An 18,766-nucleotide genomic window follows, 5' to 3' on the forward strand; every position below is an offset into this window, starting at 1 on the left:
CCGTCCGTCACACCCGTCCCAGACGCTCGCGGGGATGTCCGGACCGGTCCGTCCGGACCGGTAGACAGGACACCGTGAGCACCACGGACACCCGGCCGCATCCGCACGACGGTGCTCCCCGGGCGGCCGTGGCGATCGCGGCCACCAGCACCCCGGTGCTGTCCTACGCGCTCGCCGTCAACCGCGTCCCGGTCGTGTCCCGGCTCGCGGTCACCACCCGCGGCGCCGCGGTCGAGGGCGCCGTCGTGCGCCTGGGTGTGCGCGACGCCGAGGGCCCGATCGGCAGCGTCGTCGAGGTCCCCGTCGACCTCGACGGCGACGCCACCACGGTGCTCAGCGACGTCGGCCTGGTCATGGACGCCGCCGCGATGCTGCACATCGAGGAGCAGCGGCCCGGCGTCATCGAGATCGACGTCGTCGCCGGGGGCACCGACGTCGGCGGCACCGCCGTCCCCGTGCACGTGCTCGCCGCGAGCCAGTGGCTGGCCTCCCCCGTGCCGCTGGCGCTGGAGATGCTCGCCGCGCACGTGCAGCCCAACCACCCCGCGGTGCCGGCGCTGCTCGACGAGGCCGCGGCGCTGCTGCACGAGCGCACCGACGACCCGTCCGTGCAGGGCTACGCGGCCGGGCCCGACCGGGTCGACGAGATCGTCGCCGCGGTCGCCGCCGCGATGCGCGCCCGCGGCATCCGGCACAGCGAGGCACCCGCCGACTGGGCGCACATCGCCCAGCGGGTGCGCACCCCCGCCGACGTGCTCGACGGCCGCGTCGGCACCCCGCTGGACACCACCGTCACCCTCGCCGCCGCGCTGGAGGCGGCCGGCGTCCGCACGCTGCTGTGGATCGCCGACGGGCACGCCTTCCTCGGCTACTGGCGCGAGGAGCGCAGCGCCGAGAGCGCCGCCACCACCGACGTCGCCCCGCTCGCCGACCTGGTCGCCCTCGGGCTGGTCCGGCTGGTGGAGACGACGCTGCTCACCAGCCGCGGTATCGAGGACCCCGACGCCGACCGACTGCACCGCGCCGCCGCCGACGCGTGGCTCACCGGCGCGGCCGACCGGCTGCTGGGCGTCACCGACGTCCACCGCGCCCGCCGCGACGGGATCCTGCCGCTGCCCGCCCGGCTGCGCGGCCCCGACGGCGCGCTGCAGGTGGTCGAGTACCGCGCCGACGAGCACGACCCGACCGTCCGCCCGGCCGGCCGGCACGCCGCCCCGGTGCCCGGCAGCCGCCCCGGCGTGCCGCCGCGGGTGCAGCAGTGGAAGAACAGCCTGCTCGACCTGAGCCTGCGCAACCGGCTGGTCAACTACACCGAGGGCGCCGGGCTGCCGCTGGTCGTCCCCGGCCTCTACCTCGCCACGCTGGCCGAGCTGCTCGCCGGCGACGGCGCGGTCACCCTCGTGCCCAGCGACCGGCTGCGCCCGGCCGACAACGTGCGCGGCCTGCGCTCGGCGCGCGAGCTGCCGGTCGGCGTGCTCGGCGAGGTGCTGCACGAGCGCCGCGAGGTCTACGCCGACCTGAGCGACGGCGCCTACCTCCCGCGACTGCGCGGGCTGGCGCACCGGGCCCGGACGGTGCGCGAGGAGACCGGCGCCAACAACCTCTACGTCGCGATCGGCAGCCTGTCCTGGGAGCTCGACGGCCGCCCGCTGCGCTCGCCGCTGGTGCTGCTGCCGGTGGTCCTCTCCCCCGCCGGGCGCACCGGCGCCTACCGGCTCACCGCCGACGACGCCGCCGGCGCCAGCCCGAACTGGTGCCTGCTGGAGAAGCTGCGCCGGGAGCACGGCCTGGAGATCCCCGGGTTGGCCGGGGCCGACGGCGACCTCGACGTCGACAGCGCGCTGGCCACCGTGCGCCAGGCGCTCCTCGACGCCGGGCTGCCCTTCCGCGTCGAGGCCACCGCCGACCTCGCCGTCCTGCAGTTCGCCCGCTACCGGCTGTGGCGCGACCTCGACGAGTCGTGGGCCGAGCTCGCCGCGAGCCCGCTGGTCGGCCACCTGGTGCACGCGCCGGCCGAGCCCTTCGCCGACCCGGTGCCGGCCGCGGCCGCCGACGTCGACCTCGACGAGCTCGCCGCCCGCTGCCCGGTGCCCGCCGACGCCTCGCAGCTGAAGGCGGTCGCCGAGGGCGTCGCCGGGCGCACGTTCGTGCTCGAGGGCCCGCCCGGCACCGGCAAGTCGCAGACCATCACCAACCTGCTCGCCCGCGCCGTCGCCGACGGCCGCCGGGTGCTGTTCGTCGCCGAGAAGCGGGCCGCGCTCGACGTCGTCGCCCGCCGCCTCGACGCCGTGGGCCTCGGCCCGCTGGTGCTCGACCTGCACGACGAGCGGGCCCGCGCCACCGCCGTCCGGGCCCGGCTCCGCGACGCGCTGGAGGCCGTCGTCGTCGCCGACGAGCAGGCCCTGGCCGCCGACGGCGAGGACCTGCGCGCCGCCCGCCGCACGCTCGCCCGCTACGCCGACCGGCTGCACGCGGTCAACGCGGCCGGCATGTCCTACTACTCGGCGCGCACCGCGCGGCTCGCCGTCGGCGGGGACGTGCCGGCGCTGCCGGTGGCGCAGTCGTTCGCCGCGGCCGCCCCGGAGGACACGCTCACCGCGGTGCGCAGGGCGCTGGCCCTGCTGCCCGACGTCGCCGACCTGGTGCGGCCCTCGCCGCGGCACCCGTGGGCGTTCGTCGACACCGCGCGGGTCGACCTCCCCGCCGCGCACCGGGCCGCCATCGCCGTCGACGACGCGATGCGCGCGCTGCCCGCGGAGGAGCACCTGGCGCGGGCGCTGCGCGAGGTGCGCAGCCCCGGCGACCTCGACGACCTGGCCCACCTGCTGTCCGGGCCCGCCGTCGGCCTCGACGTCCTCGACGAGGTGCCCACCGAGCGCTGGACCGCCGCGACGACGGCGGTGCTGGCCGAGGTGGCCGCCTTCGCGGGCACGGTGCACCCGGGCCTGGAGCTGGCCACGCCGGAGGCGCTCGCGCTGCCGCTGGGCGAGCTGTTCGTCGCCGCGCAGACCGCGCAGGCGGGGCGGATGTGGGCCCGCCAGGAGGGGCTGCGCGAGGTGCGCGCCCAGCTCGCGCCGGTGCTGCGCCCGGGTGTCGCCGTGCGGCTGCGCGACGTGCCCGAGCTGACCGCGGCGCTGTGGCGGGTGCAGAGCGCCGCCGCGGGGATCGCCGCGCGCGCCGCCGTCATCCCCGGCCTGTCGGTCCCGGCCGGCTGGAACCCGCTGCTGGAGCCCGACCTGCTCGAGGGCCAGGTGGCCTGGCTGCGCCGCGCCGGCGCGGTCGCCGACAGCGCGCGGGAGTTCGCCGTCGCGCTGCGCCGCTACGTCGTCTCCGGCCCCGGCCCGTCGGCCGCGGCGGCCGCCGCGGTCGCCCGGCTGCGCGACGGGCTGGAGGAGCTGCTGCGTGTCTGCCGCAGCACCCCGCGCCGGCTGGCCGACTGGTGCGGCGACGACGGCGTGCTGCTGCGCTGGGCGATGACCCGCCCCGAGCGCGGCGTCGAGCACTCCGGGCTGATGTCGCTGCGCCGCTGGGCGGAGTTCCTCGACACCCTGGAGCCGCTGCGCGCCGCCGGCCTGCTCGACGCCCGCGCCGCGCTGGTCAGCGGCCGGCTGCCCGCCGAGGACGCGCCGCGCGCCTTCGAGCACGGCCTGGCCGCCGCCTCCACTGCCGAGCGCCGCGCCGCCACCGGCCTCGACGCCTTCGACGAGGCCGCGCACGGCCGCGCGATCGACCGGTTCACCGCCGCCTCCCGGGCCGTGCGCCGGCATCTCACCGCCGCGCTGCCCGCCGCCGTGCTTACCACCCGCCGGCTGGACGCGGTCGGGTCCGAGGGCACCGACCGGCTCGGCGAGCTGCAGCGGGAGCTCACCCGCCGCCGCGGACTCGGCGTGCGCGCCCTGCTCACGCAGTACGGCGACCTGGTGACCGCGCTGCTGCCGTGCGTGCTGGTCAGCCCCGACTCGGTGGCCCGCTTCTTCCCCGTCCGCGCCGGCCAGTTCGACCTGGTCGTCTTCGACGAGGCCTCGCAGATCCGGGTGGCCGACGCCGTCGGCGCGCTCGGCCGCGCCCGCTCCGCGGTGGTCGTCGGCGACAGCCGGCAGATGCCCCCGACGTCCTTCGGCGAGCCCGCGGCCGGCGGCGGCGACGACCTGCCCGACCTGCTCGGCGTCGCCGTGGAGGACGAGGAGTCGATCCTGTCGGAGTGCGTGCAGGCCGGCGTGCCGCGGCACTGGCTGTCCTGGCACTACCGCAGCCGCGACGAGTCGCTGATCGCCTTCAGCAACGCGCACTACTACGACAACCGGCTGTCCTCCTTCCCCGCGCCGGCGCACGGCCCGGCGACCCCCGACGTCGACGGCCACGGCATCTCGCTGGTCCGGGTGCAGGGCACGTTCCACCGCTCGGGCGCCGGGCGGCTGCTGCGCACCAACCCCATGGAGGCCAAGGCCGTCGTCGCGGAGATCCGCCGCCGCTTCGACGCCTCGCCCGGCGCGGTGCCCTCGATCGGCGTGGTCACCTTCAACGCCCAGCAGCGGTCCTACATCGAGTCGCTGCTGCGCGACGCCGGCGACGAGCGGCTGACCGAGGCGCTCGACCGCACCGACGGCGAGGGCCTGTTCGTCAAGAACCTGGAGAACGTGCAGGGCGACGAGCGCGACGTCGTGCTGTTCTCCACCGGCTTCAGCCCCGACGACCGCGGCGTGCTGCCGCTGAACTTCGGCCCGCTCAACCGCATCGGCGGCGAGCGGCGGCTCAACGTGGCGGTCACCCGCGCGCGCCGGCAGGTGGTCGTCTTCTCCTCCTTCGACCCGTCGGCGCTACGGGCCGAGCAGACGTCGTCGCTCGGCATCAAGCACCTGCGCGCCTACCTCGACCTCGCCGCGCTCGGCACCGAGGCGCTGCCCCGCGAGGCGCGCCGGCCCGGGACGCCCGACCGGCACCGCGAGGAGATCGCCGGCGCGCTGCGGGCGCGCGGGCTCGTCGTGCGCACCGACGTCGGGCTGTCGGACTTCCGCGTCGACCTGTCGCTGGCCCGCTCCGGGGCGCCGGACGCCCCGGTCGTGGCCGTGCTGCTCGACGGCCCGGCGTGGGCGCGGCGGCGCACCGTCGGCGACCGCGACGGCCTGCCCGTCGACGTGCTGTCGGGCCTGCTCGGCTGGCCCGCGGTGGAGCGGGTCTGGCTGCCGTCGTGGCTGCGCGACCGCGACGCGGTGCTCGACCGCCTGGTCGCCGCGGTGGACGCCGCGCCCGCGCCGGTGCTCGCGCCGGCCACCGCCTCCCCCGCGCCGGTGCTGACCGTAGTCGAGGCCGTGCCCGCGGTCGAGTCGCCCGCCGCGCCGGAGCCCGTCGCGCCCGAGCCCGTCACCACCGAGCCCGCCCCCGAGCCGGGCCCACGCGGGCTGCCGTCGCTGCGCTCGGTGGTCTCGGCCGCGGTCGCCGCGCTGCCGCTCCCCCGCGCCGACGCCGACCCGGTGGCCGACGAGCCCGAGGCCGTCCCGCCGGTCGCGCTGAGCGTCGTCCCGCCCGTCGCCGACGAGCAGCCCGAGGAGGCCGGGGAGTCTGCGGAGTCAACGGAGTCCGGGCCCGTCGAGCAGCGCTTCCGCGCCTGGGCGCCCAAGCCGGCCGGCGACCGCAAGGTCCTCGACGCCCTCGCCGACCCGCGCCACGCCCGCCTGGTCACCCGGGTGCTGGCCGCCGGGCTCAAGGCCGAGGGGCCGGTGCACCGCGACCGCCTCGCGCGCATCGCCGCCGGCGCGTTCGGTCTGTCCCGGGTCACCGACGCCCGCCGCGACGCGCTGCTCGCCCTGCTGCCGCCGCACACGCTGGACGGCGACGTCGTCTGGCCGGCGTCGCTGGACCCGGCCGGCTGGACCGTCTACCGCCGGCAGACCACCAGCGCCACGCGCCCGCTGGAGCAGGTGCCGGCGCAGGAGGTGGTCAACGCGATGGTGGCGCTCTGCCGCGCCGTCGGCGGGCTGCCCCGCGAGGATCTGTTCCTGCGCACCGCCGAGGTGTTCGGCTACCGCCGCCGCACGCCGTCGCTGACCCCGCTGCTGGCCGCGGTGCTCGACCGCGGCACTGCCGGGGGCCGGCTCGCCGTCACCGACGACGGCCGCGTCACCGCCTGCTGAAGGACCCTCCTGCCCCCCGCCACTCGCACGCTCGTGACGGGCCCCTGCAGGAGGGCCGCCGGGCGCGGTCGTGCTCTGCCCACACCGGCGGGGCAGAGCACGACCGCGCTCAGGAGACATGTGTCCCGGAGCGGAGTCGTGCTCTGCACGCACAGGTGTGCAGAGCACGACTCCGCCCGGGAGCACACCCGCCCCGCCAGGGAGGATGGACCCCCGTGAGCACCGCCGTCGTCCCCGAGCTCGACCGCTTCCCCGCAGACGTGCGCGACGCCGTCGGCCGGCTCGCCGGGATCGCCGAGCGCACGCCGCTGCAGCGCAACGAGCGGCTGTCCGCGCTCACCGGCGCCGACGTGTGGCTCAAGCGCGAGGACCTGCAGGTCGGCCGCTCCTACAAGGTGCGCGGCGCCTACAACACGATCAGCCGCCTGGACGACGCCGCCCGCGCCGCCGGGGTGGTGTGCGCCAGCGCCGGCAACCACGGCCAGGGCGTGGCGTACGCCTGCCGGGCGCTCGGCGTCCGCGGGGCAGTGTTCGTCCCCGGCACCACCCCGCGGCAGAAGCGCGCCCGCATCCGCGCGCTCGGCGGTGACATGGTCGAGCTGGTCGTCGCCGGCGACACCTACGACGACGCCGCCGCGGCCGCGAAGGCCCGGGCCGCCGCCACCGGCGCCACGCTCGTCCCCGCGTTCGACGCCTGGCCGGTCGTGGTCGGTCAGGCGACGGTCGCCGTCGAGGTGCTCGAGCAGCTCGGCCGCGCCCCCGACGTCGTCGTCCTGCCCCTGGGTGGCGGCGGGCTGCTCGCCGGCTGTGGCACCTGGCTGCGGCAGGCGAGCCCCGCCACCCGGCTCGTCGGGGTGGAGCCCGCCGGCGCCGCCGGGATGGCCGCGGCGCTGGCGGCCGGGCATCCGGTCGAGCTGCCGACCATCGACACGTTCGTCGACGGCGCCGCCGTGCGCCGGGCCGGCGACGTCACCTTCCCGCTGGTCCGCGACTCCGGCGCCGAGCTCGTGGCCGTGCCCGAGGGCCAGGTCTGCACCGAGATGCTCGAGCTCTACCAGGTCGAGGGGATCATCGCCGAGCCCGCGGGCGCCCTGGCCACGGCGGCGCTGACCGGCGGCACCGTGCGGGTCGAGCCCGGGCAGACCGTCGTCTGCCTGCTGTCGGGCGGCAACAACGACGTCAGCCGGTACGCCGAGGTGGTCGAGCGGTCCCTGGTGCACCAGGGCCTCAAGCACTACTTCCTCGTCGAGTTCCCGCAGGAGCCGGGCGCGCTGCGCCGTTTCCTCGACGACGTCCTCGGCCCCGACGACGACATCGTGCTGTTCGAGTACGTCAAGCGGGACAACCGCGAGACCGGCGCGGCGCTCACCGGCATCGAGCTCGGCAGCGCCGACAGCCTGCCCGGCCTGCTCGCGCGCACCGCGGCGAGCCCGCTGCGGATCCAGCACCTGGACCCGGACTCGCCGGCCTACCGTTACCTCGTCCGCGGCGGCGCCTGACCCTCAGACGCGGGCCAGCCCGACCACGGTGACGTCGTCGGTGCCGGGCGGGTCGAGCGTGGCCACCACGGCGTCGACCACGTCCTGCGGCGTCCCCGCGCCGGCAGCCACCGCCTCCCGCACCGCCTCGATGCCCTCGGGCAGCGGCCGGCCGCGCCGCTCGACCAGGCCGTCGCTGTAGAGCAGCAGCCGGTCGCCGGCGTCCAGGCGCAGCGCCGTCTGCCCGTAGTCGGCGTCGTCGAGCAGGCCGAGGGCGGGACCGCGGCCGTCGGTGACCAGCCGCGCGCCGCCGCCGCCGGCGTGCACGGCCGGCAGGTGCCCGGCGTTGGCCAGCGCCAGCTCGCCGGTGGCGGGGTCGAGCTGGGCGACGACGGCGGTGGCCATCTCGCCCGGCAGCAGCGCGCCGACCAGCCGGTTGAGCTCGGTGAGCGCCGCGGCCGGGCCCTCGTCGCGCAGCAGCGAGGCCCGCAGGGCGTGCCGCAGCTGCGCGGTCACCGCCGCCGCGGACAGCCCGTGCCCGGCGACGTCGCCGAGGACTATCGCGAGCCGGCCGCTGGGCAGCGGCACGAGGTCGTACCAGTCGCCGCCGACGACGTCGGCTTCGCTGGGCCGGTACCGCGCGCCGAGCGCGACGCCGGGCACCTTCGGCAGCTCCTCGAGCAGCAGGGTGCGCTGCAGCGCCGCGGAGAGCCGGTCGTCCTCCCCGGCGCGGGCGAGCACGGCCTCGCCGAGGTGGGTGGCCAGCGCGCGGGCGGCGGCGACCTCGTGCTGGTGCCACGGGCGGGAGGTGCCGCGGACGGTCTCGGTCCAGCGGGCGAACGAGCGGCGCGGGGACAGCCGGCCCGCGGTCACCTTGGAGGTGCGCGGGTCGCCGCCCCAGGTGACCTCGCGCGGGGTCTCCGGCCGGAACCAGGCGAGGAAGTCGCCGCGCGCGCCGCCGACCTCGACGGCGAGCACGCCGCTGGCGTCGGCGGCGAGGTCGGCGGCGCCGGGCACGTCGCGGCCGAGGGCGTCGGTGACCCCGCCGGCGCGCAGCACCGCGGGTACGACCTCGGCGACCCGCTCAGCCGGCGGGGTCCTCCCGAGCAGGTGCAGCCGCCCGTCCAGGCGCACCGCGGCGCCGGCGGCGGGCAGCAGGTCGAGCACGGTGACCTCGCCGTCGACGAGCGCGGCGGCCGGGGTGCGCGGGCTGCGGCCGATCGCGCCGACCAGGTCGGCCTCGCGCCGGGTGACGCCGACCGCGGCGTCGCGGTCGCCGGCCTCCACGGTGGTGTGCAGCAGCAGCGAGGCGGTGCGGCCGAGGAACTCCGCGGCGGTGCGGTCGGCGTAGGAGGGCCGGTGGGCGCCGCTGTAGGAGTGGCAGGCGATGAGCCCCCAGAGCCTCCCGCGGTCGAGAAGCGAGACCGACATCGACGCGGTGACGCCCATGTTGGCCAGGTACTCCAGGTGCACCGGGGAGACGCTGCGCAACATCGCGCCGGAGAGGTCCAGCGGCCGGCCGGTGTCCGGCACCAGCGGCGGCTCGAGCGGGACGGGGGTGTAGGTGGCGTCGGGGATGAGCCGCATCCAGTTGGTCGCGTACAGGGCGCGGGCCTGGGCGGGGATGTCGCTGGCCGGGTAGTGCAGGCCGAGGAAGGGCTCGAGGTCGGGGCGCCGGTCCTCGGCGACCACCTCGCCGTTCCACTCGGCGTCGAAGCGGTAGACCATCACCCGGTCGAAGCCGGTGAGCGCGCGCACCTCGCGGGCGAGGACGCCGGTGAGGCCCTCGAGCGACGTCGGTGCCGACAGCCGCTGCAGCACGGTCGGTAGCCGGCGGTGCCAGGCCGCGCCCGCCTGCTCGGCCCCGGCGACCGGCTCCCACTCGGTGACCAGCAGGTCGCCGCTGCGGGACAGGACCAGGTCGAGCTCCGCGCCGCCGGGTGCCACCCGCAGCGGGTCGGCCTCCGACAGGTCCGCGGCCAGCGCCGCGCGCAGCCGGTCGAGCTCGGCGGGAGCCAGCAGGTCGGCCAGCGTCCGCCCGGCGGGGTCGGTGCCGAGCACCTGCGCGGCGTTGGCCGAGGCGACGACGACCTCGAGGCCCGGCTCGGTGACCGCGAGCAGCGCGCCGTGCGGCTGGACCGCCCCCGGGACCGCGATCGGCTCCTCGGCGCAGCGGGCCAGCGCCTCGTCGTCGACCCGCCGTCGGACGGGGTCGGGAGCCGGGGACGGCGGCGGATCGGCCGGGGTCCCGGTCGGAGTGCCGGTCGGGGTGCTGGTCATCGCGACCGACCCTACGACCCGACCTCCCCGCCGGTGAGGCCCGCGACCTCGACCACCGGGACGAGGCGGTGGAGCTCCAGCAGGTCGATGACCAGGCGGACCGGCTTGTTCTCCCGCGGGCAGACCACCTGGAGCGCGACGCCGGCCGCGGCGGACTGCTTCGCGGCGCGGGCCAGTTCGCGGGCGCCCGCGGAGTCCATGAACACGGTGTCGGTGAGGTCGATGACCAGCGACCGCGGCCGGGCGGCCAGCTCGGCGGCGACGCCCTCGGCCAGCCGGGGCACCGTCGCGATGTCGAGTTCTCCGCGTACCCTCAGCCCGGGCCGGCCGTTGACCGATGCTCGGTCGACGGCGAACTGCACGATCGGGCTCCTCCTCCACGGGTGACGGACCGGAGGAGCGTAACCCGCTGTTGCAGAGAGGGGCCCGGCGTGGACATCTCGTTCACCGTGACGTTGCCCGTCGACGTCGACAGCGTGCCGTTCATCCGCGGCCTGTGCCGCCAGGCGCTGGAGCACCTGAAGGTCGAGCGGCCGGTCGTCGAGGAGACGACGCTGGCGCTCACCGAGGCGTGCGCGAACGTCGTCCGGCACGCCGGTGACCACGCCGGGTACGAGGTGTCGGTCGCGATCGACGACACCGTCTGCCGGATCACCGTGATCGACGACGGCTCCGGCTTCGACCGGGACGAGGCCGCGGCCCGGTCCTCGCTGACCGCGGCCGGCCTCGACGGCGACGGCGGCGCGGGCCTGCGGCTGATGCAGGCGCTGGTCGACTCGCTGGACTTCCGCCGCGACCCCGACGGTCGGCACCGGGTGAGCCTGGAGAAGCGGCTGTCCCGCCCGGCGCTGCGGCTGCTCGACCGGGGGTGAGCCTCAGGCGCGCGCCGGGAACCGGTCGATGTTCTGCTCGACCCAGGTGCGCAGCGCGGCCAGCGGCACGGTGGCGTCGCGGCCGAGGTCGGTGAGCGCGTACTCCACGTGCAGGGGGACGGCCGGGTAGACCGTCCGGTCGACCAGCCTGGCCTCCTCCAGCCGGCGCAGCACCGCGGTGAGCACCTTCGGGCTGATGCCCTGCAGCCGCTGCCGCACGGCGCCGAACCGGCGCGGCCCGTCCTCGAGGGCGCCGAGGGCCAGCGCGCTCCACTTGTCGGCCAGCAGGTCGAGCACCGACCGGCAGGGGCAGTTCGCCGCGTACACGTCCTTGGGCCCGCAGGTGGGCAGGTGCGCCGTCGTCACGGCCCCCACCCTGCCGTGGTTCCCCGGAGAAACCAAGCTCCCTTGCGGGAAACCGGTACCCCGCGCATAGCGTCGTCGGCATGTCCCTCCCGTCCCGCATGCCCGCCGTCGCCTACTCCTCCCCCGGCTCCCCCGACGTGCTCACCGACGTCGAGCTCGACGTCCCCGCGCCCGGCCCGCACGACCTGCTCGTCGAGGTGCGGGCGGTCTCGGTGAACCCGGTCGACGTCAAGCTGCGCCGCGGCGCGGACCCGGGCGGGCAGCCGCGGGTGCTCGGCTTCGACGCGGCCGGCACGGTGGTCGCGGTGGGCGAGGCGGTGACCGCCTTCGCCGTCGGGGACGCCGTCTACCACGCGGGCTCCATCGCCCGGCCCGGCACGAACGCCCGCTACCACCTGGTCGACGAGCGGATCGCCGGGCACGCGCCGGCGTCGCTGGACTGGGCGGAGGCGGCTGCGCTGCCGCTGACGACGATCACCGCCTGGGAGACGCTGTTCGAGCGCTGGGCGCTGACCCGGGAGAGCACGGGCACGCTGCTGGTGATGGGCGCGGCCGGCGGGGTCGGGTCGGTGCTCGTGCAGCTCGCCCGGCAGCTCACCGGGCTGACCGTGGTCGCCGCGGTGTCGCGGCCGGAGGCGGAGGAGTGGGTGCGCGGGCTCGGCGCGCACGAGGTCGTCGACCGCCGCGACCTGGTGGCCGAGGTGGCGCGGGTGGCGCCGGGCGGGGTGCGGTACGTGTTCAGCCCGTACTCGGCCGGGATGGTCGAGACCTTCGCGCGGGTGATGACGGTCGGCGGCTCGGTGGTGGCCATCGACGAGCCCGAGGGCCTCGACACCCTGCCGCTCAAGGAGCGTAGCCAGGGCTGGCACTGGGAGTTCATGTTCAGCCGGCCGCTGCACGACCCGGAGAGCACCGCCCAGCGCGAGCTGCTCGACGAGGTGGCGCGGCTGGTCGACGCCGGGGTGCTGCGCACCACGCTGACCGCGCGGCTGTCGCCGGTCGACGCGGCGACCCTGGCCGAGGCGCACCGGCGGGTCGAGTCGTCGTCGACGATCGGGAAGGTCGTCCTCACCGCCTCCTGACGTCCTCCCCGGGGAGGTCGTGCTCTGCCCCGTCCCCGTGGCCAGAGCAGGACCTGGCTCCGTGGGCAGGGCACGACCCGGTCCCGGGCTACCTGTCCAGCGGGTTGGCGCGGGCGCGGTCGGCGAAGCCGGCCGCGGTGAACCGGCCGGCGAGGGAGTCGGGCTTGCGGCGGGCCTGGTCGGTGAAGCAGGCGACGAACTCGTCGATCAGGCCGAGCCGCGGGTACCCGGCGAGGACGGCGGCGCGCAGGTCGGCGGGCCACGCCTCCGGGTCGCGCCCGGAGATGTCGAGCCCGGTGGCGAGCTCCAGCAGGTGCCCCTCGGGGTCGGCCGCGACGTCGACCTCCGGCGCCATGTGCGCGACGACGATCTCCGCGACCCGGCGGCGGCGCTCCACCGGCCAGCCCGCGCCCGCGGCGAACACCCACCCGACGGCGCCGCCGGCGTCCTCGAACGGCAGCGTCGCGCTGTCGAAGACCGGGGACAGGCCGAGGTCGTGCACCATCGCCGCGACGAACAGCAGCTCGTCGTCGAACGCGATGCCGTGCCGGCGGGCGTGGTCGGCGGCCCACAGGTAGCTGCGCAGGCAGTGGTTCACCAGCGCCGGCGAGGAGAACTCGGCGACCACCTCCCGCGCGAGGCGGCAGGCGGGGGTGTCGGGCAACGCGGGGAGGGAGGAGGTCACGGCCGGCGAGTCTGCCGCCGGGCCGCGCCCTCCTCCCCCGCTGCCGCGCGCGGTGGCAGGACCGCTGCGGAGATCGGCAGGGACGGCGGCGTCAGGAGGCCTTCAGCGCCCGGACCCGCTCGATCAGCCCGCCGGCGCAGGCGTCGATGAAGCCGTCGGGGTCGGGGCCGACGTTCTGCAGCACCAGGTGGTCGAAGCCGGCGTCGACGTAGGGCTGCGCCTGCTGCACGTGCAGGTCGAGGTCGGGCCCGACGGAGAACTGGCCGCGGATGTCGTCCTCCTTCACCGTCTGGCTGGCGGCGTCGAAGTTGACCGGGTTGGGCAGCTCGCTCATGACCTTCCAGCCGGTGAGCGCCTAGCGGCTCTTCTCCAGGGCCTCCTGGATCGCGGCGTCCTCGGTCTCGGCCCAGGCCATCGGCACCTCGGCGTAGTGCGGGCCGGAGCCGCCGGCCTCGCGGAAGGCGCTGACGAGGTCCTCGCGCGGCTCGGTGGCGAACAGCCCGTCGCCGTACTCGGCGGCCAGCCGGGAGGCGTGCGGCCCGCCGCTGGCGACGGCGATGACCGGCAGCTGCTCGGGGAGGTCGAAGACGCGGGCGTCCTCGAGCTGCAGGTACTTGCCCTCGAAGGTCCGGTACCCGCCCTGCCAGAGCAGCTTGATGATCTGCAGCGCCTCGCGGAGCATCTCGTGCCGCACGTGCACGGCCGGCCAGCCGGTGCCGACGACGTGCTCGTTGAGCCGCTCCCCCGCGCCGATGCCGAGGGTGAACCGGCCGCCGGAGAGGATCTGCACCGTCGCCGCGGCCTGCGCGATGACGGCGGGGTGGTACCGAATGATCGGGCAGGTCACGCCGGTGACCAGGCCGATCCGCTCCGTCTTCGCGGCCATCGCGCCGAGCATCGACCAGGTGAACCCGCTGTGCCCCTGGGTGTCCAGCCACGGGTGGAAGTGGTCGCTCATCTCGACGAAGTCGAAGCCCGCCTCCTCGGCGCGGACCGTCTGGCGGACGACCTCCTCCGGCGGGAAGGCCTCGGTGGCGAGCTTCAGTCCGACCTGCATGACGTGCGTCCTCACTGCTGGATGTCCGGCGGTCGCAGCGGGGCTGCCCGTGGCGTGCGGAACGGAAACGGCACGCCGGGGTCCGCGACGCCGGGTCCGCGGGGCCGTCGCGGGGTAATCCGGTCGCGCCGCGCGAGCCGAGCGCGTTCACTGCACCGGCCCCACCGACCGCGGGGACCGGGCCCCGCACCGCAGAGACGAAAGGACCATGGAGAAGATCAGCGACCGCCTGCTCAGCTGGGCGTCGATCCTCGAGGACTCGACCCGCGAGCAGGCCGAGCGCACCGCCGCACTCCCGTTCATCCACCCGCACCTGGCGCTGATGCCCGACGCCCACCTGGGCAAGGGCGCGACCGTCGGCTCGGTTATCCCGACCGACGGCGCGATCATCCCGGCGGCGGTCGGCGTGGACATCGGCTGCGGGATGATGGCCGTGCGCACCCCGTTCACCGCCGGCGACCTCGCCGGGCGCGACCTCGCCGTCCTGCACGGCCAGATCTCCCGCTCGATCCCGCTGTCCGCCGGCGGCCGCAACCGCAAGCTGCGCGAGACCGCCGTCCCGCGGGTGGAGGAGCTGCGCGCCCTGCCCGGCGCGGACCAGGCCGACACGGTCGCGGACTCGTGGCCGCTGCAGCTGGGCTCGCTCGGCTCGGGCAACCACTTCATCGAGGTGTCGCTCGACGAGGCCGACCGGGTGTGGACCTTCCTGCACTCCGGCTCGCGCGGCGTCGGCAACAAGCTGGCGTCCCGGCACATCCGGATCGCGCAGGAGCGCTGCCGGGCGAAGGGCGTCGAGCTGGCCGACCGGGACCTCGCGTACCTGGAGGAGGGAGAGCCGGAGTTCGAGGCCTACATCGAGGCGCTGCGGTGGGCGCAGCGGTTCGCCTACCTCAACCGCGAGGAGATGATGGACCGCGTCGTCGACCAGCTCGGCCGGTTCCTGGGGACCGAGGTCGAGCGGCTCGAGACGGTGAACTGCCACCACAACTACACCGAGCGCGAGACGCACTACGGGCGCGAGGTGTGGCTGTCCCGGAAGGGCGCGATCTCCGCGCGCGCGGGCCAGTGGGGGCTGATCCCGGGCTCGATGGGGACGGCGAGCTACGTCGTCGTCGGCAGGGGCGACGAGGCGTCGCTGACCAGCTCGCCGCACGGCGCGGGCCGGGCGTTCTCCCGGTCGGCGGCGCGCAAGCGGTTCACCCGGGCCGACCTGGACGCGCGGATGTCGGGCATCGCCTGGGGCCGGTCGGACGCCTTCCTCGACGAGCACCCGGATGCCTACAAGTCCATTGACGTCGTCATGGCCGACGCCGCGGATCTGGTGGAGATCCGGCACACGCTCCGCCAGGTGGTGAACGTCAAGGGCGACTGAGGTCCCGGGGACGGTCGTGCTCTGCACACGGGTGTGTGCAGAGCACGACCGCTTCCCGGACCGGTGCCGCGTGCAGGACAGTGGGCCGCGCGGGCGGCGACGGAGCCGGCCGGCGCCGGAGGTGGGCCGTGGACGTCGAGTCGCTGCGCTACCTGCTCACGCTCGCCGAGGAGCTGCACTTCGGCCGGTCGGCGCGGCGGCACTACCTCGACCCCGGCCACTTCTCCCGCCGCATCCAGCGCCTGGAGCGCGACGTCGGCGCCCGGCTGGTCGAGCGCACCAGCCGGCGGGTGGCGCTCACCCCGGCCGGCGAGCGGGTCGCCGCGCACGCCCGCACGGTGCTCGCCGCACTCGACCGGCTGCCCGACGCCGCCGCGCCGAGGGAGCCCGACGACGGCGCGCTGCGGGTCGGCGTCCTCGGCTTCGGTGCGGCCGACCGCTGGCCCGCCCTGCGCGACGTGGTCACCGCGGCCGCGCCGGGCGTGCACCTGCTGTTCGAGGACCTCGACATGGACGACCAGTACGACGCCGTCCGCCGCGGCGACCTCGACGTCGGCCTGGTGCAACACCTGGGCGCCGTCGACGGGCTGGAGTTCCGCACCGTGCTGCGGACGCCGTCGGTCGTCGTCGTGCCGGCCTCCTCCCCACTGGCCGACGCCCCGCTGCTCACCCGCGACGACGTCGCCGACGAGCCGTGGCTGCGGATGTCCTCGGCGCACCCGCGCTTCCGCGACTGGGTCGGCCCGGCCGGCATGGACGGGCGGGGCAGCGCGGTGCGGCACCCGGCGTCGATCCCCGCGGCCGTCGCGACCACCGGGCGGATCGGCATGCACGGCGCGGCCGCCGCGGCCTTCTTCCCGCGCCCCGACGTCCGGTTCGTGCCGCTCGACGCGCCACCGGTCGAGGTCGCCGTCGTCACCCGCGTGGCCGACCGGCGGCCGGCGGTGGAGTCGTTCCGGCGGGCCGCCGACGCGGTGGCGGCCGGCTGACCGTTGCCGATCCGGCACATGATCCGGCGCCGCGCCGGGTGTGGAGTGGTCGGGCCCACTTCCCGACGCCGCGGAGGCACCCCATGGCCCAGCACCGCACCCTCGTCACCGGTGGCCACGTCGTCTCGATGGACCCCGCCATCGGCGACCTGCCCACCGGGGACGTGCTCATCGAGGACGGCGCGATCGTCGCCGTCGCCCCCTCCCTGCAGGTCGACGACGCCGAGGTGGTCGACGCCACCGGCGGCGTCGTGCTGCCCGGGCTGATCGACACCCACCGGCACACCTGGCAGTCTGTGGTGCGCGGGATCTGCGCCGACTGGACGCTCGGCGACTACTACTTCGGCATCCGGCTGGCCATCTCGCCGGCGATGACGCCCGAGGACGTGCGGGTCGGCCAGCTGCTCGGCGGCGCCGACGCGCTCAACGCCGGCGTCACGACGCTGCTCGACTTCTCGCACACCAACAACACCCCGGCGCACTCCGACGCGGCGGTCGCCGGGATCGTCGAGTCCGGCGTGCGAGCGGCGCACTGCCACGGGTTCTTCGAGAGCCGGCCGGCCGACCCGCAGTTCGGCACCCACGACGACCGCGTGCGCGACCTTCGCCGGCTCGCCGGGCAGCACTTCCCCGACCCGCGTGGCCTGGTCACCCTCGGCGTCTCGCTGAGCGAGGTGTTCGGCCAGCCGTGGCAGCACACGCTCGACGAGCTCGCCGTCGCCCGGGAGCTCGGCGCGCTGGTGGTCAGCCACACCGGCTGCGTGTGGGGCAGCTGCGTGACCGGCGGCATCCGCGAGCTCGACGAGGCCGGCCAGCTCGGGCCCGACATCGTGCACGTGCACTGCAACACCCTCGACGACGACGAGTGGGCGGCGCTGGCCCGCACCGGCGGCAAGGTGTCGATCTCGGTGGAGACCGAGCTGAACATGGGCATGGGCCGGCCGGTGTTCGAGCGGTGCCGGCGACACGGGATCGCCCCGACCCTGTCGGCCGACGTCATCAGCCTGAACTCCGGCGACCTGTGGCACGAGATGCGCTTCGGCCTCGGCTTCGACCGCTGGGACGCCACGCAGGCGGTCAACCTGGCCGGCCGGATGCCGGAGACCGTGACGACGACGGCCCGCGAGGCGCTCACCTGGACGACGGTCAACGCCGCGGACGCGATGGGCATGGGCGACCGGATCGGCTCGCTGACGCCGGGCAAGCGCGGCGACGTCGTCGTGGTGGGCGGCGGTTCGTTCGAGATGCACCCGCGGCCGGACGTCGTCGGCTCGCTGGTCTTCCAGACCACGGTCGCCGACGTGCGCACCGTGCTGGTGGACGGCCGGGTGGTGAAGCGCGACGGCGCGCTGGTGGACCACGACCTCGCCGCGCTGGGCCGGCAGGCGGACGAGGTCTGCGACGGCCTGCTGCAGCGGCTGTCCGACGCCGGGGTCACACTGCCCGGCACCCCCGAGAACGGATGGGACGTCATGGAGCCGCTCTTCCAGGCCAACCGCCCGCAGCCGGCGGTCCGGTGAGCACCGCGATCTCCGCGGCCGCCCTCGAGCAGGTGGCACCGGGCGTCTTCGCCTACGTGCAGCCCGACGGCAGCTGGATGATCAACAACACCGGCGTCGTCACCGGCGACGACGGCGCGGGCCTGATGGTCGACACCACCTCGACCGAGGCACGCAACCGGGCGCTGTTCGGGGCGGTCGCCGGCGTCGCCCCCGGCCGGCTGCGCGCGGTGGTGAACACCCACCACCACGGCGACCACACCTTCGGCAACTGGCTGGTCCCCGAGGGCACGCCGGTGGTCGGGCACGCACACAGCCGGGAGGACCAGCTGGCCAGCGGCCTGCTCGCCGCCCAGGTCCTCACCGGGCCCGACTACGGCCGGCTCGAGGTGCGGCCGCCCGATCTGACGTTCACCGGCGCGATGACGCTGCACCTGGGCGAGCGGGCGGTGGAGCTGCACGCGGTCGGGCCGGCGCACACGCGCGGCGACGTCGTCGCCTGGCTGCCCGCCGAGCGGGTGGTCTTCGCCGGGGACATCGCCTTCGCGGGCGGCCAGCCGTTCCTCGCCGAGGGCAGCGTGTCCGGGTACCCGCGGGCGGTCGAGGCGCTGCGCGCGCTGGAGCCGGAGGTGCTCGTGCCCGGGCACGGGCCGGTGTGCCGCGGCGCGGAGGTGACCCGGCTGCTCGACGACCTGGCCGGCTACGCGGCCTTCGTCGACGCGACGGCGCGGGAGGGCCACGCGGCCGGGTGGACACCCCTGGAGACCGCCCGGCGGCGCGCGGACAACCCGTACGCGGGGTGGCAGGAGTCCGAGCGGCTGGTGGGCAACCTGCACCGCGCCTACGCCGAGCTGGACGGGCGGCCGCCGGGCGAGCGGCTCCCGCTGGCCGACATCTGGCCGGACATGGTCGAGTTCCACGGCGGCCCGATCGGCTGCCGCGCGTGAGGGAGGAG

General features: G+C 76.4%; 14 protein-coding genes. 8 read left to right on the forward strand and 6 right to left on the reverse strand.

All coding sequences use genetic code 11. The features are described from left to right. The first annotated feature begins 74 nt into the window (after window positions 1-74). Both BUE37_RS12490 and ilvA read left to right on the forward strand, forming a co-directional pair. Window positions 75-6,131 carry a DUF4011 domain-containing protein gene (locus BUE37_RS12490; RefSeq protein ID WP_073420426.1) on the forward strand — a complete coding sequence of 2,019 codons (6,057 nt, stop codon included), beginning with the start codon at window positions 75-77 and terminating at the stop codon, window positions 6,129-6,131. Window positions 6,132-6,346: 215 nt separating this feature from the next. After that, window positions 6,347-7,630: a threonine ammonia-lyase IlvA gene (gene ilvA / locus BUE37_RS12495; protein ID WP_073420427.1), complete on the forward strand. Its 1,284-nt coding sequence runs from the start codon at window positions 6,347-6,349 to the stop codon at window positions 7,628-7,630. A gap of 3 nt (window positions 7,631-7,633) precedes the next feature. Here the strand turns inward: ilvA and BUE37_RS12500 are convergent, their stop codons facing one another. Then, window positions 7,634-9,889, reverse strand: a complete 2,256-nt coding sequence (locus BUE37_RS12500) for a SpoIIE family protein phosphatase (RefSeq protein WP_083628593.1) — start codon at window positions 9,887-9,889, stop codon at window positions 7,634-7,636. Window positions 9,890-9,900: 11 nt separating this feature from the next. Further along, window positions 9,901-10,251, reverse strand: a complete 351-nt coding sequence (locus tag BUE37_RS23845) for an STAS domain-containing protein (RefSeq protein ID WP_073420428.1) — start codon at window positions 10,249-10,251, stop codon at window positions 9,901-9,903. 69 nt (window positions 10,252-10,320) lie between these two features. Here BUE37_RS23845 and BUE37_RS23850 point away from each other — a divergent pair, with 69 nt between their 5' ends. Continuing rightward, window positions 10,321-10,761 (forward strand): ATP-binding protein, encoded by a 441-nt coding sequence (locus BUE37_RS23850; protein ID WP_073420429.1) that lies wholly within the window; start codon window positions 10,321-10,323, stop codon window positions 10,759-10,761. A 3-nt stretch (window positions 10,762-10,764) separates the two neighbouring features. Here BUE37_RS23850 and BUE37_RS12515 read toward each other — a convergent pair whose 3' ends face one another. Further along, the gene (locus tag BUE37_RS12515; RefSeq protein ID WP_073420819.1) at window positions 10,765-11,127 is read right to left on the reverse strand and encodes a winged helix-turn-helix transcriptional regulator; all 363 of its coding nucleotides are present in this window, start codon (window positions 11,125-11,127) and stop codon (window positions 10,765-10,767) included. 80 nt (window positions 11,128-11,207) lie between these two features. Here BUE37_RS12515 and BUE37_RS12520 point away from each other — a divergent pair, with 80 nt between their 5' ends. Then, window positions 11,208-12,209 carry a zinc-binding alcohol dehydrogenase family protein gene (locus BUE37_RS12520; protein ID WP_073420430.1) on the forward strand — a complete coding sequence of 334 codons (1,002 nt, stop codon included), beginning with the start codon at window positions 11,208-11,210 and terminating at the stop codon, window positions 12,207-12,209. 88 nt (window positions 12,210-12,297) lie between these two features. Here the strand turns inward: BUE37_RS12520 and BUE37_RS12525 are convergent, their stop codons facing one another. The 3 genes from BUE37_RS12525 to BUE37_RS12530 all read right to left on the reverse strand — a co-directional run bounded on the left by BUE37_RS12525 (window position 12,298) and on the right by BUE37_RS12530 (window position 13,951). Further along, window positions 12,298-12,894, reverse strand: a complete 597-nt coding sequence (locus BUE37_RS12525; RefSeq protein WP_073420431.1) for an HD domain-containing protein — start codon at window positions 12,892-12,894, stop codon at window positions 12,298-12,300. A gap of 91 nt (window positions 12,895-12,985) precedes the next feature. Beyond that, complete coding sequence (locus tag BUE37_RS24520) at window positions 12,986-13,228, reverse strand: LLM class oxidoreductase (RefSeq protein WP_245794571.1); 243 nt, start codon at window positions 13,226-13,228, stop codon at window positions 12,986-12,988. A 21-nt stretch (window positions 13,229-13,249) separates the two neighbouring features. Then, entirely contained in the window at window positions 13,250-13,951 is a 702-nt protein-coding gene (locus BUE37_RS12530) for a TIGR03557 family F420-dependent LLM class oxidoreductase (protein ID WP_245794574.1), read from the reverse strand. 208 nt (window positions 13,952-14,159) lie between these two features. Between BUE37_RS12530 and BUE37_RS12535 the strand changes: the two genes are divergently transcribed. From BUE37_RS12535 to BUE37_RS12550, 4 genes are all read left to right on the forward strand, one after another. After that, window positions 14,160-15,323, forward strand: a complete 1,164-nt coding sequence (locus BUE37_RS12535) for an RtcB family protein (RefSeq protein ID WP_073420432.1) — start codon at window positions 14,160-14,162, stop codon at window positions 15,321-15,323. A 128-nt stretch (window positions 15,324-15,451) separates the two neighbouring features. Further along, a complete protein-coding gene (locus tag BUE37_RS12540; protein ID WP_073420433.1) occupies window positions 15,452-16,312 on the forward strand; it encodes a LysR family transcriptional regulator in 861 nt (286 codons plus the stop codon). Between the two features lie 83 nt (window positions 16,313-16,395). Next, the gene (locus tag BUE37_RS12545) at window positions 16,396-17,832 is read left to right on the forward strand and encodes an amidohydrolase family protein (RefSeq protein ID WP_073420434.1); all 1,437 of its coding nucleotides are present in this window, start codon (window positions 16,396-16,398) and stop codon (window positions 17,830-17,832) included. After that, a complete protein-coding gene (locus BUE37_RS12550) occupies window positions 17,829-18,758 on the forward strand; it encodes an MBL fold metallo-hydrolase (RefSeq protein ID WP_073420435.1) in 930 nt (309 codons plus the stop codon). Before BUE37_RS12545 ends, BUE37_RS12550 begins: the two co-directional genes overlap by 4 nt. Window positions 18,759-18,766 lie beyond the last annotated feature (8 nt).

The sequence above is a fragment of the Geodermatophilus nigrescens genome (genome assembly GCF_900129495.1).
Classification (GTDB): Bacteria; Actinomycetota; Actinomycetes; order Mycobacteriales; family Geodermatophilaceae; genus Geodermatophilus; species Geodermatophilus nigrescens.